Genomic DNA, 15,342 nt, shown 5'->3' with positions numbered 1-15,342 from the left:
GGACGACAGAAAGCGTCGAGGCACACACAACGGCTCCCAGCGCTCGGGTCGGTTGCCGGGTCCGGGCCGTGCGGGCGGCGGTCTCGGTCAGCGCGCCGCACTCGATCCCGAGCGGTATCGCGCGCGGCAACGCCATCCGGCGGCGGGTGTCAGTCGCGGCGTGGACACTCACGGCGATCTGGCAGTTCGTGACCTTACCGAGGGTGCCGGAGTGCTGCCGGGCCACGCACGCCGACGCATTGCCGTCCTAGGGGGAACTCCGTGTCGTCCACTACCCATACAGACGGGCACACCAGGTCAATAGCGGTCTTCGCCAGCCGCTGTCGCACACCGGCGACATCCCGGGTCGATGAGGTCAGGAACTGCTGCAACTGCTGGTGATCCACCTCGAGGCGCTGCGCCGCGAAGTCCTCCAACCGCGTCCGCACCCGTGTGAGTCCTCGCTCGTCCACGGACGGGAGCCAAACACAACCCAAAGAGCCCTATAAGCGACACACCGGAACAACCTAACAAAGCACTACTAGCCGCGCCGTGATCGCGCGCGGCGACAGCTACCATAGTGGACGATAACGTCCACTCGACACGTTTCAGTTACCGGAGAAAACCTGATGCCCCCGACGATTACCGACGACAGGTACGACAGCGCCGACGGCACCCGGCTGATCGATGAGATGGCGGCCGACCTCCGCGCGCGCTACGGCTTCACCCGGGCCGACGATCCGGAGCCACTGGACGCGGATGACTTCGCTCTGTTCCTGATCGCCCGGGATCCCGACGGCGAGGCGCTCGGGTGCGGTGCCTTGCGTTTTCAGGGCGACGGCACGGCCGAAGTCAAGCGCATGTTCGTAGTGCCGAACGCTCGTGGAACCGGCGTCTCCACCGCCATCCTGCGGGCACTCGAGGAGCGGGCCAGGGAGCAAGGTATCAAGTCGTTGGTGCTGACGACCGGGCCCGGTCAGCCCGAGGCGATCCGTTTCTATCACCGCGAGGGCTACCAGCCGGTGGAAGCCTTCGGACCGCTGAAAGCGTACCCCGGGGCTGTCTTCCTCGGCCGGGATCTCGTCTGAGCGCCCAACCCGAACGGTTTGTCCGACCTCTACCTGGTCTCCTGCTCGGAGGGTGGACTTCGCCGCGCCCGGCGGCGAGCCGATCGGCCAGCCGACGACGACGGCGGGGCCACGGTTGCCCGCGACCCCGCCGCCTGTCGGTCTAATTCGTGGCCGGCTTGAGGCAGAGCACCCGGTTGGCACCGTCACCGGGCAGCACCACGTGGGGCTGGGCCGGGTCGGCGCACTTGTCCTTCGAGTCCACCTTGGACACGATCGTGAAGGCGTCCGCCTCGCCGCAGTCCACCGCCGACGCGGCCTGACCGGCCTGCTTTACGCAGGTGCCGACCGCCGGGTCGAAGGCAGGCGAGTTGTCGTTGCCGCCGAACTTGCCGAGCAGCATCAGCAGGCCGAGCGGCACCGCCAGGATGAGCACCGCCGCGACAAGCACCGCCGCGAGCACCCGCCCGTTGCGGACCTTCGGCGTCGGCGGCTCCGGTTTGGGCTCGTCGGCGTCCGGCTTGAACGCGTCGAACCGACCCTGGTCCGATCCGCCGTCCGCCTGGCCCCAGGCGGGCGCGGACTGCTGCGGCGGCGCCGGGAAGGCAGGGAACTGCGCACCCGGCGCAGGCTCGGTGGTCGGCGCACCGCCGAAACCCTGCCCGCCGAAGCCGGGGGCGCCGTTGACCGCGGCGCTGCCGGTTGCCGCGGCCCCCGGAGCACCGAAACGGTCACCCGGGCGCTCGGTGCCGGACTGCGGCTTGACCCCGTTCACCGGCCGGTTGGTGCCGGGGGCGTCGACGAAGGACGGAACCCCCGGCGGGAACGCCGGTGGCGCGGCGGCGGCTGACGGAGGCTCGCCGAAACCGCCGGGCGTCGACGAGCGGTCCCGGTCGTCGAAGCGCTGCTCGGAGGACGACTCGCCGCCCCAACCGGGGAAACCCGACCGCTCCGCACCGTTCTGCCAGTCCGGTGGGCCCGGACGGTCGGCACCGTTCTGCCAGTCCGGTGGGGACTGACGCTCCGGGCCGCTCTGCCAGTCCGGGCCGTTCTGCCAGTCCGGGGCGCTCGGCCGGTCGGAGTCGTTGCGCCAGTCGGGCGTGCTCGGGCGCTCGGAGCCCGGGTCGGCCTGGAACGCCTCCGGTGCCGACTGCTCCGGCTCGTTCTCCGGCTCGGCCTGGGCCGGGCGGCCGTACACCCGGGGCTGTGGCGTGGACGTGCTTGCCGGTCGCATGGCCTGGTCCGCCGGTGGCATCACCCGACTCGCCAGCGGCACCGAGGCGCTCGCCGAGGCGCGGCCCGCCGCGCCACCCGCCGACCCGGCGTCCGGCACCGGTACGACGGCACGACCCGCTCCCGACTCGGGAGAGGTACGCGGAGCGGGAACCATGGCACCAGCGGCCGGAGCATCCTCGGCGCGACCCCAACCGGCGGGCTCCGCCTCGTACTGCGCGGCGGGTTCCGGGGTGTCGCGCTCGGCGTACGCCGGCTGCTCGGGGATCGGCGGGTACTGGGTCGGGGGCGCGTAGTCGGCCGGCGGGGCGGCGGCCAGGCTCGCGCCCGGCACGCGCTGTTCCTGTGGCGGCAGGGGAACCGCGTTTGCCGGTGAGATCCCCGGTGCCGGGGCGGGCTGGTAGACCGGTGCGTCGTCGCCCCGGCCGCCGCGGGACTGCGCGGAGGCTTCCGCCTCGGCGCGCCCCCACACCTCGCCGGGCGCCCACGGCTGGACCTGCGGGACAGCGGCACCGCCCTGCGCGGCGTTGCCCGGGTCGGCTGCGGCCCAGCCGGGCGTCGCGTCGTTGCCGGGCACACTGGCGCTGGCTCGGGCGGCCGGAGGGCTGGCCTGCTCTGCCTGTTGCCAACCCGCCGGTTCCGGCCGCTCGGCCGGCTGGCCCTGGGCCGAGAGCACCCAGTCGGGCTGTTGCGGGCGGCCCTCGGCGTTACCCCAGGCCGCCGGCTGTGCCGGCTCGTCCTGCCGTACGTCGGCGCCGTCGCCCCAGCCACCCGGCTGCGCCTGCTGTTGCTGCTGTGCCGCCCATCCGCCGGAGCGGGACGGGTCGTCCTGACCAGGCCGGTTGGCCGTCGGCGGTTGGGCCGTGCCACGGGCGCCTGCCGGCTCGGCCTGGCCCCAGGCGGGGGCCGCCGGCTGCTCGGCCTGCTCGGTGGGCTGACCCCAACTCTGGGGCGCCTGCGCGGCCGGCGTCCACACCGGCTGGTCGTCCCGGCCGGCGGCGGCACCGACGGCCCAGCCGCCAGAGCCGGACTGGTCGTCCTGCTGTGCGCTGCCGGGCCAACCGGCGGGCTGCCCGGGCTGGGCGCCGCCGCGCCAGTCGTCGGCGGGCGGGCTGGACTGCGCGGCACCGCCCCAGCCGCCGGAGCCGGGCGCGTCGTCCGGCGGGGTCTCGGTGCCCCAACCGCCAGAGCGGGCCGGGTCTTCCTGAGCTGGCCAGGCGGTCGTGGCCGGCACCTGCGCGGCACCTCGCGCGGCAGGCTGGGCCGGCGCCCACTCGGGCTGCTCGGGCGCGCCGGCGGGTGCGGCCTGCTCGGGTGGTGTCCAGCCCTGCTGCGGAGCCGTCCACTGGGCGGGCTGCCCCTGCTCGGGGGCGCCACCGCCGGTGGCCCAGGCGGGCTGTCCGGGGTCGCTGGACTGTGGAGCGGCGGCGGCACCCCAGGCGGGGTTCGCCTGCTGCTCGGGGGACTGGGTCGCCCACGCGGGGGCCGGCGGGTTGGGCCGCGCTGGCGGCGGCGGCGCCCAGCCCAGGTCGGGGCCGGCGGCGTTGTAGCCGTTGTCCGGCTGCGCCGGGCGGTCGCCGTACGGCGCCGGTCCGGCGCCCGGTGACACCTCGTCCGGCTCCTGGCCGGGGCGGTGCGGGCCCTCGGACGTCATGGGTGCGCCTCCTCCATCACATGTCGGCCGCCGGCACCGATCGGTCTCCTCGGCATGGCAGCCGGCGTCACCGGCGTACCGCCGTGCCGGCTCCCCGCACGGTATCCGGTGCCCGCACGAGGTGTCCAAGGAGCACCTGTCGTCACTCCGCGTTGCCGGTCGGTGTCGAGCAGCTTCTATCGGACCGGCGTCGGCAGTGCCGGCCGGCGGCGACCGAAGCCCACGGTACCGGGCGCTGCGGCAGGGCGGAATCCCGGTCCAGGTGGTGGCGGAACGCCGATGGCCCACCCGGAACCGGGTGGGCCATCGATCTGGAGGAGGGTGCGGAATGTCGTGGAGCGTCAGCTCATGTGACGCTGGGCGATGACGAGGAGTTCGTCACGAACCGACGGCGAGTTGGCCGAACGCAGCGCGTGCTCGATGGCACGGGCGCGGCGGGTGGCGACGCGGTGGTTGCGGATTCGCTCAATCATGCTCATTGGTGGGTCCCCCTGGCTATTCGATTGTCGGCCCCTGATGTGTCTATTTAACCGCAGCAGCCCGTGGAATGCCATCGATTGTTAGGTGAGCTGGGACACCCGCCTAACGATCGAAGGTGGGGATGGCTCCTGACCGACTGTTCCGTCGCTCAACGGACACGGCCGGTGTGCCGGGCGTTAACCCGTCGCACACCGGCCGTGGCCTTGCGTTCGGACCCGTCAGGTCCAGGCGAGCAGCGCCGCCTCGGGGTCGGCGAGGAAATCGCCGATGTCGCGCAGGAACTTCGAGCCCAACTCACCGTCGATGATCCGGTGGTCGAAGCTCAGACCCAGCGTGGTGACCTGACGTGCCTTGACCTTGCCCTTGTGCACCCAGGGCATCTCCCGTACGGCGCCGAAGGCCAGGATCGCCGACTCCCCCGGCGGCAGGATCGGCGTACCGGTGTCCACCCCGAACACACCGACGTTGGTAATCGTCAGAGTGCCGCCGGACATGGCCGCCGGTGAGGTGCGGCCGGACTTCGCCGTCTGCACCAGGTCGTTGAGCGCGTCCGCCAACTCGCGGAGCGAGAGCCGGCCGGCGTCCTTCACGTTCGGCACGATCAGGCCGCGCTCGGTGGCCGCCGCGATGCCGAGGTTGACGTACTCCTTGACCACGATCTCGTCGCCGGCCCAGGTCGAGTTGACCATCGGGTGTCGCTGCACGGCCAGCAGCACGGCCTTCGCCACAAGCAACAACGGCGAGACCCGTACGTCGCGCCACTCCCGCCGGCCACGCAGCCGGTCCAGCGCCTTCATGGCCCGGGTCACGTCGACGGTCAGGAACTCCGTCACGTGGGGGGCCGTGAACGCCGACCGGGACATGTTCTCGGCGGTGAGCTTGCGTACCCCCTTGACCGGGATGCGCTGCTCGCGGTCGGCACCGAAGCTCGCGGCGCTCGTCGCCACCGGCGTCACAGCGACCGGCTCGGCGACCGTGGTGGCCCCGTTCGCCGCCTGCTGTACGTCCTCCCGGGTGATCGAGCCCAGCGGCCCCGAACCGGTAAGCGCGCGCAGGTCGACGCCAAGGTCCTTGGCGAGCTTGCGCACCGGAGGCTTGGCAAGCACAACCCCATCGCGGCCGCCACTCACCACATCGCGTCGATCATGGACCTGTGGTGCCGGAATTGCAGGGGTGGCAGCGGGTTTGTCACCCACCACAACTCCATGATCGACGGGGGCAGGGGCAGGGGCGGCGTTTTTGCGGGGGCGGCGTTTTGCTGTTGTCGTTCGGGGGCCGTAGCCGACCAGGACCGCTGTGCGTCCGCCCGGGGCCGGGCCGCCGATCAGGCCGGGTTCGACCATGCCCTCGGCCGGTGCCACCTCGACCGCTGCCAGCGAGGCCGCCGACGGGGTGGGCAGGTCGCCCGTGGGGGTCGCCGTGGTCGACGGCGCCTCCAGCGGGCCGGCGCCCGGGTCGGTGTCGATCGCGATGATCGGGCTGCCGACCTCGACAGTGGTGCCCTCCGGGTGGAAGATCGCCTGCACCTGCCCGGCCCACTTCGCCGGGATCTCCACCGCAGCCTTGGCTGTCTCGACCTCGACGATCGGCTGGTTCAGCTCGATTGTGTCGCCGACCTTGACGAGCCAGGTCAGGATCTCGCCCTCGGTCAACCCCTCACCCAGGTCGGGCAGGTTGAATTCCTTGATCCGGGACATGGCGCTCACCAACCGAACGTGCGGTCGACGGCGTCGAGCACCCGGTCCAGGTCGGGCAGGAACTCCTCCTCCACCCGGGCCGCCGGGTAGGGGATGTCGAAGCCCGTGACCCGCAGCACCGGCGACTCCAGGGAGTAGAAGCACTCCTCGGTGATCCGGGCTGCCAACTCGGCACCGAGGCCGATGTTCGACGGCGCCTCGTGCACCACCACCGCGCGGCCGGTGCGCTTCACCGACTCGTAGGCGGCCGTCAGGTCCAGCGGGGACAGTGACCGCAGGTCGATTACCTCAAGCTCCCGGCCGTCCTCGGCGGCGACGGTCGCCGCCTCCAGGCACGTCCGCACCATCGGCCCGTAGGCCAGCACTGTCACGTCGCTGCCGGGCCGCACCACGCGGGCCGAGTGCAGGGGGTACGCCTCGGACAGCGGCGCGTCCAGGTCGACCTGGCCCTTCTCCCAGTAGCGCCGCTTGGGCTCCAGGAAGACGATCGGGTCGTCCGAGGCGACAGCCTGCTGGATCATCACGTACGCGTCCTGCGGGTTGGCGCAGGACACCACCTTCAGGCCGGCGGTGTGCGCGAAGTACGCCTCCGGCGACTCGGAGTGGTGCTCGACCGCGCCGATGCCGCCGCCGAACGGAATCCGGATGACCATGGGGATGCTGAGCTTGCCGCGCGAGCGGTAGTGCATCTTTGCCACCTGCGACACGATCTGGTCGTACGCGGGATAGACGAAGCCGTCGAACTGGATCTCGCAGATCGGCCGGTAGCCACGGATGGCCAGGCCGACGGCGGTGCCGATGATGCCCGACTCGGCAAGCGGGGTGTCGATCACCCGCTGGTCGCCGAAGTCCTTCTGGAGCCCGTCGGTGATCCGGAAGACGCCGCCGAGCTTGCCGACGTCCTCACCCATGATGATGACCTTGGGGTCGTTCTCCAGGGCGCGGCGCAGACCGGTGTTGAGGGCCTTTCCGAGGGTGAGCGTCTCCGTGGCCATCAGTGTGCGCTCCCCTCGAACGACTCCATGTAGCGGCTGAACTGCGCGCGCTGCTCGTCCAGCAGCGGAGACCCGTTGGGGTAGACGTGGTCGAACATCGTCACCGGCTCCGGGTTGGGCATGGCCAGCACACGCTCGCGCAGGTGCACCGACTCGCGGCGGGCCTGCTCGTCGATCTCGGCGAAGAAGTCCGCGTCGGCGATCTGCTGCTTCTCCAGGAACGCCCGTACCCGGGCGATCGGGTCCTTGGCCTGCCACGCCTCGACCTCGCTGGCGATCCGGTAACGCGTCGGGTCGTCGGAGGTGGTGTGCGCGCCCATCCGGTAGGTGTACGCCTCGATCAGGCTCGGACCCTGCCCGTGCCGGGCGTTGTCCAGCGCCGTGCGGGTGACCGCGTAGGTGGCAAGCACGTCGTTGCCGTCCACCCGGATGCCGGGGAAGCCGAAGCCGGCGGCCCGCTGGTAGAGGGGGATGCGGGTCTGCCGCTCCAGCGGCTCGGAGATCGCGTACTGGTTGTTCTGGCAGAAGAAGACCATCGGCGCGTTGAACACGCCGGCCCAGACGAACGCCTCGTTGACGTCACCCTGGCTGGTGGCCCCGTCGCCGAAGTAGGCGATCACGGCTTCGCCGTCCTCGGTGCCGGTCTTGCCGTCCATGGTGATGCCCATGGCGTAACCGGTGGCGTGCAGGGTCTGCGCCCCGATCACGATCGTGTACATGTTGAACTTGAACTCGTTCGGGTCCCAGCCGCCCTGGTCGACGCCGCGGAACAGGCCGAGCGGCATGATCGGGTCGATGCCCCGGCAGTAGAGGACGCCGTGCTCCCGGTAGGTCGGGAAGGCCATGTCCTGCGTACGCAGAGCCCGCCCGGAGCCGACCTGGGCCGCCTCCTGGCCGAGCAGGCTGGCCCAGATGCCCAGCTCACCCTGCCGCTGCAACGCGGTGGCCTCGGCGTCCAGCTTGCGGACCAGCACCAGGTCGCGATAGAGCCCGCGGTACTCCTCGTCGGTGAAGTCGACGCGGTACTCGATGCCGTCCGGCCCGATGACGCTGTCGATCCGTTCGCCTTCGGGGGTGAGCAGTTGTACCAGGTCCGGATCGCCGGCCGCGCGCTTCTTGGAGCGGGGTGCAGCCCGCCTGCCGCGGGTGGGGGTACCCCCGGGGTCGCCCTTTGCCATCGGTGTCTCCCTGTCGTGTCTGCGGCGGCACCGGGGGGTCACCCGGCCGCGCAACTCGTGCGCCTGCCCGGCTGCTGCCGGGCCGGTTCCTGGCGGCCGCGCCTAGCCCCGGTGGGGGTTGCCGCGCGGCGTGAGCCGGATTCTTGGCTGAACCCGGTTCGGGAGCGCCGGCGCCGGGCCGCGCCTGCCGCGAGGGTGCGCGGCGGTCACGGCTGCGTTGCCGTCGTGCTCCATATTCGCAGAGCAGGTGAGCGCGCCCACAGTACGCCTGCCTCGCATTCCGAACGTCTAGGGTTTGCTGCCGTTTGTCTTCATCGTGCCGTAGCGCGTCCACCGGGCGATCCGGCGACGATTCGTCACCGTTCGGTCAGTGCTGCGTGTCGACACGCGGTGGGGACTGGCTGACGGACGGTAACTGAGTCAGGCTGATTGCCACAGGATCGCATTGATCGGGTGGTTTGCCGGCTTCCGGTCGGCGACGCCTGTTCTCCCGCAGCGACGAACGACAGCGACGAACGACAGCGACGAACGACAGCGAACGACAAGGGGGCGCGGTGGACGAGCCAGGTGACGGTCCCGGTGCGCCGCTGCTCGGCCGACACCGAGCCGCTGGTGGATACCGCAGGGTGGTCGGGGCGCACCGCGCGCCCGGCATCGGCGGCCCTTCCCGGGGCTACCTGCTCACCGTCGCGCTACTCGTCGGCACCGCGTCGATGCCCATCCTCGCCGCGATCAGCGCGGGCTCTGCCACCCAGGGCAGCACCGCCCTACCGGACAGTGGCACACCGTTCATCCCGACGCCGTCGGTCGGGCCGGTGGTCATCCCGATGCCGATGACCGCCCAGCCGGCGCTCCGCCCACCAGGCACGCCCGGCGCTGATCCGACGACGCCCCCCGGCTGGCTGCCCGCCGCTCCCCGACCTGCTGCGGACGAGTCCTGGTCCGGGCCTACTGCCGACGACAGGCTGCCCGCGCACCGGCCGGCCCCCGCCCTGCCGGTGCCGCGAGCAACCCGGAGTACCCCGCCGCCCGCGCGTCCGCCCAGCCCGTCGCCGGTGCCGTCGCCCACCGGGCCACCGGATCCCGACCCGACCCCGACAGCCACGCCGAGCCCGACGCCGACCGACCCGGTGACACCCACCGCGACCGACCCGGTGACACCCACGGCCACGGACCCGGTCACACCGACGGCCGTCCCGACGAGCACCTACAGCGTGCCGGCCGGCACACCGCCGTGCACACCTCCCGCCGGGCCACCCACCCGGACCGCCACTCCCACGGTGCCGGCTTCCCGGACCGCCAGTCCCACCGCCTCGGCTCCGTGGACCGCCGCCTCCACAGCGCCGACTTCCCGGGCCTCCACAACGCCGGTCGCCCGGCTCAGCCGGACCGCGCCGCCGTCGTCCACGGTCGGTCCCTAGCCGGCCGGACCGAGGCATCCCACAGTTCCAGCAGCGGTACGGTGACGGTCAGGCGCCACCGACACGGCGGCGACGGTCCACGGTAGGCACGTACCGGAGGGGGTGGCGTGGGCGGCGGTGCGGAGCCCCGCCCGGTCGCCGTCCGGCCCGGCCCGGGGCTGCGGATCGCCCGACTGGTCACCGAGCTGACCGCGCCGGCCGTGCTGGTGTCGCTGCTGATGATCGCGGTGAGCTGGCACAGCTCCCCGGGCGGCGGCCGTGGCCTGGCGTGGGGCCTGCTCGCCACGCTCTTCGTCACCGGCATCCCGTTCGCCTACATCCTCGGCGGGGTGCGCCGGGGCCGGTTCACCGACCACCACATCGGCCGCCGGGAGCAGCGGCGGGTACCGCTGCTTGTCGGCCTCGGCTCGGTCACCGCAGGGCTCGCCCTGCTCGCAGTGCTCGGTGCGCCCCGGCCGCTGCTGGCGCTGGCGGTGGCCGGGCTGGTGGGCTTGGTGGTCGCCGTGTCCGTGAGCCACTGGTGGAAGATGTCGATCCACTCGGCGGTGGCGGCCGGGACGCTGGTCATCCTGGCGATGACCTTCGGACGCGGCTTCCTCGTCGCCGCGCCGCTGCTTGCGGTGGTCGGCTGGTCCCGCGTGCGACTGCGCGACCACACAGTGCCGCAGGTGCTTGCCGGAGGCGTGGTCGGCGCGCTGATCGCCGCTCTCGCCTTCGGCCTGCTGCGCTGAGCGAACCTGCTTCTGCGTGGATCGAGCCGTGCGATGCAGGGTCGGCGGAACCGCGTCGGCCGGCCCGGAGCCGTCAAGCCCCGTGCCGGCCCCGATGCCGTCAGGCGCCGTCGTCGGCCAGGCGGTGGCGGTTCGCCTCGATCCAGGCGTCAAGCGCGGCCGGGTCGTCCGGGTCCACGCCGTCGGCCATCAGTTGGGCCACCGCAGCCGTTGCCGGGCTGCGCCGCTCGCCGGTCGAGTAGAGCCGTGCGAACTCCGGCACCATCTCCTCGATCGCCTCGTCGGTGCGTGTCGCGGCGGCCTCGGGCAGCCCGCGCTGACGTGACGCGTACCGGGCCCAGGCGCGGAGCACCCGGGGCAGCATGGCCGCGTCGTCCATGTCGAGCACGGCACGGCGGTGCACCCAGTCGAGCAGGAAGAGCCCGGACACCGCCGGGCTCCAGCGCATCGGGTCGGCGTCCGGGAAGGTCGCCGAGTGGTCCAGCAGCAGGCTCAGGCAGAAGTGCAGCGAGGCGAGCTCCGGGCCGTCGACGGTGTCGAGGCCGAACCGGGCGGCCTCGGGCGCGGCAAGGAACCGCCGGACCAGGTCGGTGCGCTCGGCGGCGGACAGCGGTTCGACCTCCGCCGGGCCGGTCGGGGCGGCGGCAGTGGGCAGCGCCGCCAGTCGGGCGCCCACCAGCGCGCGGTCGGTGGCAAGCGAACCCTCACCGGGCAGCTCGCTCAGGTCGTCGGTGACCGAGAGATGGCGGGCCACCTCGCCCCGCAGCCGGGACGGGTCCTCGGTGCGGAACCAGGTCAGCTCGTCCTCGGCGCACATCTGCCGGACCTGGTCCAGGATCCGCTCCGCCGGCCCGCCGACGAAGATGTCCTTGGTGATCCCGATGTTGTGGTCGACGAGGGCCACAAGCGCGTGCTCCGGGCCGCCCGCCGCGTCGTCGTACGCGAAGGTGGCGAGGTAGGAGGTCTGGTCGCCGTACACGTCGCCGTACGCCCAGCTGCCGGTGAGGTGAACCCGGCCGAGTTGGCCTGACCAGGCGGGCGCCTGGCTGCCGGGACGGACCCGCTCGGCGCCTTCGGCATTCGGAACGAGGGTGGCGAAGACCTGCCGGATGGTGGTCGCCGCCGCGATCCGGCGGCGGGCGGTGGCGGCGAGGAACCCGGTCACGAATTCCCGTACGGCGGTGTCGCGGTCGGTCTCCGCGATCGCGTAGACACTGCCCAGCAGGGCGCTGCCGAGCATCTCGGCGTCGAGGGCGGACTCCAGCTTGGTCACGTCGCGTGCGGCGTGCAGCACCGCGTCGTAGGGGGTCTGAGGCGTGGCCATGCTCCGACCCTACGCCGCCGGAGGGGCTGTGCAGAGCGGTAGCGATGCGTCAGCGGTGGGCGGCGTCCCCCAGCGCCTCCCGTGCCTGCTCGTACGAGGCGAGCACGGTCCGCACCGGAACGAGCACGTACTCGTGCCCCACGTCGGCCACCTTCGCCGTCAGCCGCTGCTGTGCCCGGCCGCGTGCCCGCCGGGCCGCCCAGCGGATCACCGGGCGGGTCAGGGCCGCCATCAGCAGCCCGGCCAGCAGCCCGCCGAGCAGCAGCAGGGTGGGCAGCGGCACCTGGCCGACCATCGGGTTGTCCAACGCCGGCAGGCCGAGCACCCGCAGCGCGTACCCGAGCGCCAGCCAGCCCAGCCCGACCACGGCGGCGAGGGTGACAAGCCACTGCACAGCGCCGACGACCCGCCACCAGAGCGGTCGCCGGTCCAGGCCGAGATCGGCGCCGGCGATCGCGCGGTCCAGCGCGTCGGGCAGGTCGTTCAGGCGGGACCGGGCGGCTGCTGTGACAACGGGCGGCCAGGCGGCGGGCAGGTGGGCGGCGGCCCGGTCGGCCACCGCGCGGATCGCCAGGCCGAGCGCCGAGCGCTGGGCGGCGGTCGGGTCCGGTACCGAGGTCGCCGCGACAAGGCTCTCCGCCGGGTCGGCCTGGTCGCCGGTCGGGCCGGGCAGGTGCAGCCGCCGCAGCGGGTCGGGCCGGAGCCGACGCCAGCCTCGTACCACAGGCCAGCCGGTGGCCGCGCCGGCCCGGTGCCGGTACGCCTGCTCCACCGCCTCGGCCACCGCAGGCACACCGGCCGCCCCGGCCAGCGCCCGGTTCAGTCCGGCGACGGCCGCGTCGTCCGGTCCGGCCGGGCGTCGTGCCGAACCGACCAGTTCGTCCAGCCCGGCGACCACCGAGTCGACGTCGCCGGCCAGCCGGCGCAGGGCGGCCTGCCGCTCGGCGACCGTCCGCTCCAGGGCGTTGCGCAGCCCGACCATCCCGGCCGGGTCGATGGCGGTGGTGGCGAGCAGTGGAACTCCGGTAAGCCCGTCGCTGTCGAGCAGCCGGCGCAGGTCGTCCAGGACCCGGGGCAGCTCGGCCTGGGGCAACCGGTCGGCCTGGTTGAGCACGACGAGGGTGACGTCGCGGTGCCTGTGGAACTCGCGCAGGTAGCTGTCGTGGATCACCCGGTCGGCGTACTTCTGCGGGTCGACCACCCAGACCACCTGGTCGACAAGGCCGAGCAGCCGGTCCACCTCCAGCCGGTGCGACCGCTGCACCGAGTCGAAGTCGGGCAGGTCGAGCAGGATCAGGCCGTGCAGGGCCGTCTCGTCGTCCCCGTCGAGGGCGCTCTCCCGAACGAAGCGGTGCCGGGGCAGCACACCGATCCAGTCGAGCAGCCGGTTGGCGCCCTCCAGCGGCCCCCACACGCAGGCGTGGGTGACGCCGGTGGTCGGTCGGCGGACCCCGACCGGCGAGAGCTCCAGTTGGGCCAGGGCGTTGAAGAGGCTGGACTTGCCGCTGCCGGTGGCGCCTGCGAGGGCGACGACGGTGTGGTCGCGGGACAGCGCGAGCCGGGTGCCGGCCCGCTCGACGAGGGTGTGCGCGGGCACCAGATCGGCGTCGGGCAGCAGGCCGTCGACTGCGGTCAGGAACCGGCGTACCGCGTCGAGGCGGGTGATCAACGCATCCGGGTCGATGCGCTGGTCGCCGCGGAACGCCTCGCGTACCCGGCCGACGATGTTTGTCACCGGGAGTCCTCCTCGTCGCCGCCCGCCGGCAGGCCGCTGCCTGTGGCCAGGCCGCTGCGGTGCCGGGCCAGCTCGACCAGGCCGGCGGCGCGGCGCAGTTCGTCGCCGGCCGCCGCTGCGGGCCGGGCTTCGGCGGTGCGGGCCAGGAAGCGGTCGGCCTCCGTGTCCAGCAGCGCCCGTACCCGGACCAGCAGGTCGGTCCGGGCCTTCGCGGCGAGGGTACGCACCGCCTGGTCGCCGAAGATCGCCTGGAGTACGGCCTGGGCGGCGACGGTCGTGCCGGCCCCGGCGGCCACCTCCAACCCGGTGGGAATGAACGCCGTGGAGGCGAACACGGCGATCATCACGGCCAGCCCTGTGGCGTTGACTGCGTACGCGGCGGTGCGTGCCACGAACCGCTTGTCGCCGCCCTCGACCCGGACGAGTTCCAGCACGCCGCGCTGCCAGTCCCGGACCATCCGCTCGGCGCGTTCGGGCAGGTCGTCGCTGGGGTGGGCGAGCCCCGGCTCAAGCAGGTCGGCGCCCGCCGGATGCGCCTTCCAGCCGGTGTACGCGGCCTCGGCGGCCTCGGACGCCACCCCGCGCAGCAGTGTGACGAGCTGCGACTCGATGGCGTTGCGCAGCTCGGCGGCGGGTGCTGGCCGACCGGTGACGGTGGCCACCAGCCGGTCCCGCAGTCGACCGATCCGTGCCTCCAGGGTGCGGAAGAACTCGCCGGTGCCGACGAACTCCTGCCAGCGGGCCAGCACCTCGCCGCGGAGCAGCCGGCCGTCCCGCAGGCCCTGCTCGACCGTCCGCTCGGCTCCCCGGTAGGCGCCCCGGACGCGCTCGTCCAGCCCGTCGGCGGCGGCGACCTGCTCGTCGGCGGCGTCGGCCAACTCCTCCACGGCGGGGTGCAGGGCGGCCAGCGCGCCGTCCAGGGTCTGCCGGACCACTGCGGCGCGGGCGTCGGCGTCGGCGGCCAGCCGGGCGAACCAGTCGGCGAGCGCCGCGGTGACGCCCTCCGGGAGCAGCCCCTGCCCGTCGACCCAGGTCTCCGGGAGCACGAAGAGGGGTGCCCGGCCCAGGTCCTGCTCGGCGAGCATCTCGGTCAGGTGCGCGGCGATCTCGTCGCTGGCCTCGGCGGGCACCCGGTCCAGCACCATGGCGATCACCGCGCCCCGGGCCCGCGCGCTGCGCAGCAGTTCCCAGGGCACCGCGTCGGCGTACCGGGCGGCGGTGGTGACGAAGAGCCAGAGGTCGGCGGCGGCGAGCAGTTGGCTCGCGAGCGCCCGGTTGGCGTCGACGACCGAGTCGATGTCGGGCGCGTCGAGGAAGGCCAGCCCGGGAGGCAGGGCCGGCGCGGTGACCAGGTGCAGGGCTCGGGGGTCTTCGCTGGGCTCCGTGGTGCGGGTCAGCCCGGGCAGCAGGTCACCCTGCCGGAACCAGGTGGCGTCGGCCGGGTTGCACACCAGCACCGGCGAGCGGGTGGTGGGCCGGAGCACACCGGCGGCGCTGACGCGGGCCTTGACCAGGCTGTTGACAAGTGTCGACTTGCCCGCGCCGGTGGAGCCGCCGACCACCACGAGCAGGGGGGCGTCCAGGCGGGCGAGCCGGGGCAGCAGGTAGTCGTCGAGCTGGTCGGTGAGGGCCGTGGCGGTGTGCCGGGCGGAGTGGGCGGAGGGCAGCGCGAGGGGATACCGGGTGGCACCGATCGCGGCCCGGAGACCCGACAGCGCGCCGGGGAGGCTGTCGTCCCCGGTGGTGGCGGGCGGCTCCTCCGCGGCGTCCGGCGGGCCGGTGCGGGCTGCGACGGCGGGCGCGCCGGAACGGGTGGCGGAATCGCCGTGCGTCGTCACCGCTAAAGCG

At 73.3% G+C, this 15,342-nt stretch carries 12 protein-coding genes and 1 pseudogene; 2 read left to right on the top strand and 11 right to left on the bottom strand.

Annotated elements, in window-relative coordinates; translation table 11 throughout:
* Window positions 1-145: 145 nt before the first annotated feature.
* Window positions 146-452: pseudogene (locus ACPXB1_RS06895) on the bottom strand (transposase); the annotation flags it as partial.
* A gap of 156 nt (window positions 453-608) precedes the next feature.
* Here ACPXB1_RS06895 and ACPXB1_RS06890 point away from each other — a divergent pair.
* Entirely contained in the window at window positions 609-1,067 is a 459-nt protein-coding gene (locus tag ACPXB1_RS06890) for a GNAT family N-acetyltransferase (RefSeq protein WP_355630338.1), read from the top strand.
* A gap of 142 nt (window positions 1,068-1,209) precedes the next feature.
* Here the strand turns inward: ACPXB1_RS06890 and ACPXB1_RS06885 are convergent, their stop codons facing one another.
* From ACPXB1_RS06885 to ACPXB1_RS06855, 7 genes are all read right to left on the bottom strand, one after another.
* The gene (locus tag ACPXB1_RS06885; RefSeq protein WP_425734966.1) at window positions 1,210-3,933 is read right to left on the bottom strand and encodes an LppU/SCO3897 family protein; all 2,724 of its coding nucleotides are present in this window, start codon (window positions 3,931-3,933) and stop codon (window positions 1,210-1,212) included.
* Window positions 3,934-4,274: 341 nt separating this feature from the next.
* Window positions 4,275-4,412, bottom strand: a complete 138-nt coding sequence (locus ACPXB1_RS06880) for a hypothetical protein (protein ID WP_355587720.1) — start codon at window positions 4,410-4,412, stop codon at window positions 4,275-4,277.
* Between the two features lie 219 nt (window positions 4,413-4,631).
* Complete coding sequence (locus tag ACPXB1_RS06875; RefSeq protein ID WP_355588465.1) at window positions 4,632-6,110, bottom strand: dihydrolipoamide acetyltransferase family protein; 1,479 nt, start codon at window positions 6,108-6,110, stop codon at window positions 4,632-4,634.
* A 5-nt stretch (window positions 6,111-6,115) separates the two neighbouring features.
* A complete protein-coding gene (locus tag ACPXB1_RS06870; RefSeq protein WP_355587722.1) occupies window positions 6,116-7,105 on the bottom strand; it encodes an alpha-ketoacid dehydrogenase subunit beta in 990 nt (329 codons plus the stop codon).
* The gene (pdhA, locus tag ACPXB1_RS06865; protein ID WP_355587723.1) at window positions 7,105-8,283 is read right to left on the bottom strand and encodes a pyruvate dehydrogenase (acetyl-transferring) E1 component subunit alpha; all 1,179 of its coding nucleotides are present in this window, start codon (window positions 8,281-8,283) and stop codon (window positions 7,105-7,107) included. The genes ACPXB1_RS06870 and pdhA overlap by 1 nt, the downstream gene beginning before the upstream one ends.
* A gap of 673 nt (window positions 8,284-8,956) precedes the next feature.
* Window positions 8,957-9,466 (bottom strand): hypothetical protein, encoded by a 510-nt coding sequence (locus ACPXB1_RS06860; protein ID WP_355587725.1) that lies wholly within the window; start codon window positions 9,464-9,466, stop codon window positions 8,957-8,959.
* A 24-nt stretch (window positions 9,467-9,490) separates the two neighbouring features.
* The gene (locus ACPXB1_RS06855; protein ID WP_425734965.1) at window positions 9,491-9,691 is read right to left on the bottom strand and encodes a hypothetical protein; all 201 of its coding nucleotides are present in this window, start codon (window positions 9,689-9,691) and stop codon (window positions 9,491-9,493) included.
* Window positions 9,692-9,811: 120 nt separating this feature from the next.
* On the opposite strand from ACPXB1_RS06855, the gene ACPXB1_RS06850 reads away from it, so the two are divergent.
* Window positions 9,812-10,435, top strand: coding sequence for a phosphoesterase PA-phosphatase (locus ACPXB1_RS06850; RefSeq protein ID WP_425734964.1), 624 nt, complete (start codon window positions 9,812-9,814; stop codon window positions 10,433-10,435).
* 100 nt (window positions 10,436-10,535) lie between these two features.
* Here the strand turns inward: ACPXB1_RS06850 and ACPXB1_RS06845 are convergent, their stop codons facing one another.
* Genes ACPXB1_RS06845 through ACPXB1_RS06835 form a run of 3 tightly spaced genes read right to left on the bottom strand, consistent with a single transcriptional unit; the run spans window position 10,536 to window position 15,332 of the window.
* Window positions 10,536-11,759 carry a hypothetical protein gene (locus tag ACPXB1_RS06845; RefSeq protein WP_355587731.1) on the bottom strand — a complete coding sequence of 408 codons (1,224 nt, stop codon included), beginning with the start codon at window positions 11,757-11,759 and terminating at the stop codon, window positions 10,536-10,538.
* Between the two features lie 49 nt (window positions 11,760-11,808).
* Window positions 11,809-13,494, bottom strand: a complete 1,686-nt coding sequence (locus tag ACPXB1_RS06840; protein WP_355587733.1) for a GTPase — start codon at window positions 13,492-13,494, stop codon at window positions 11,809-11,811.
* The gene (locus tag ACPXB1_RS06835; RefSeq protein WP_425734963.1) at window positions 13,491-15,332 is read right to left on the bottom strand and encodes an ABC transporter; all 1,842 of its coding nucleotides are present in this window, start codon (window positions 15,330-15,332) and stop codon (window positions 13,491-13,493) included. Before ACPXB1_RS06835 ends, ACPXB1_RS06840 begins: the two co-directional genes overlap by 4 nt.
* Between the last annotated feature and the right edge of the window lie 10 nt (window positions 15,333-15,342).

Source organism: Micromonospora sp. DT68 (assembly GCF_049847245.1).
GTDB lineage: Bacteria > Actinomycetota > Actinomycetes > Mycobacteriales > Micromonosporaceae > Micromonospora > Micromonospora profundi.
This window is presented reverse-complemented; position numbering and strand designations above follow the sequence as displayed.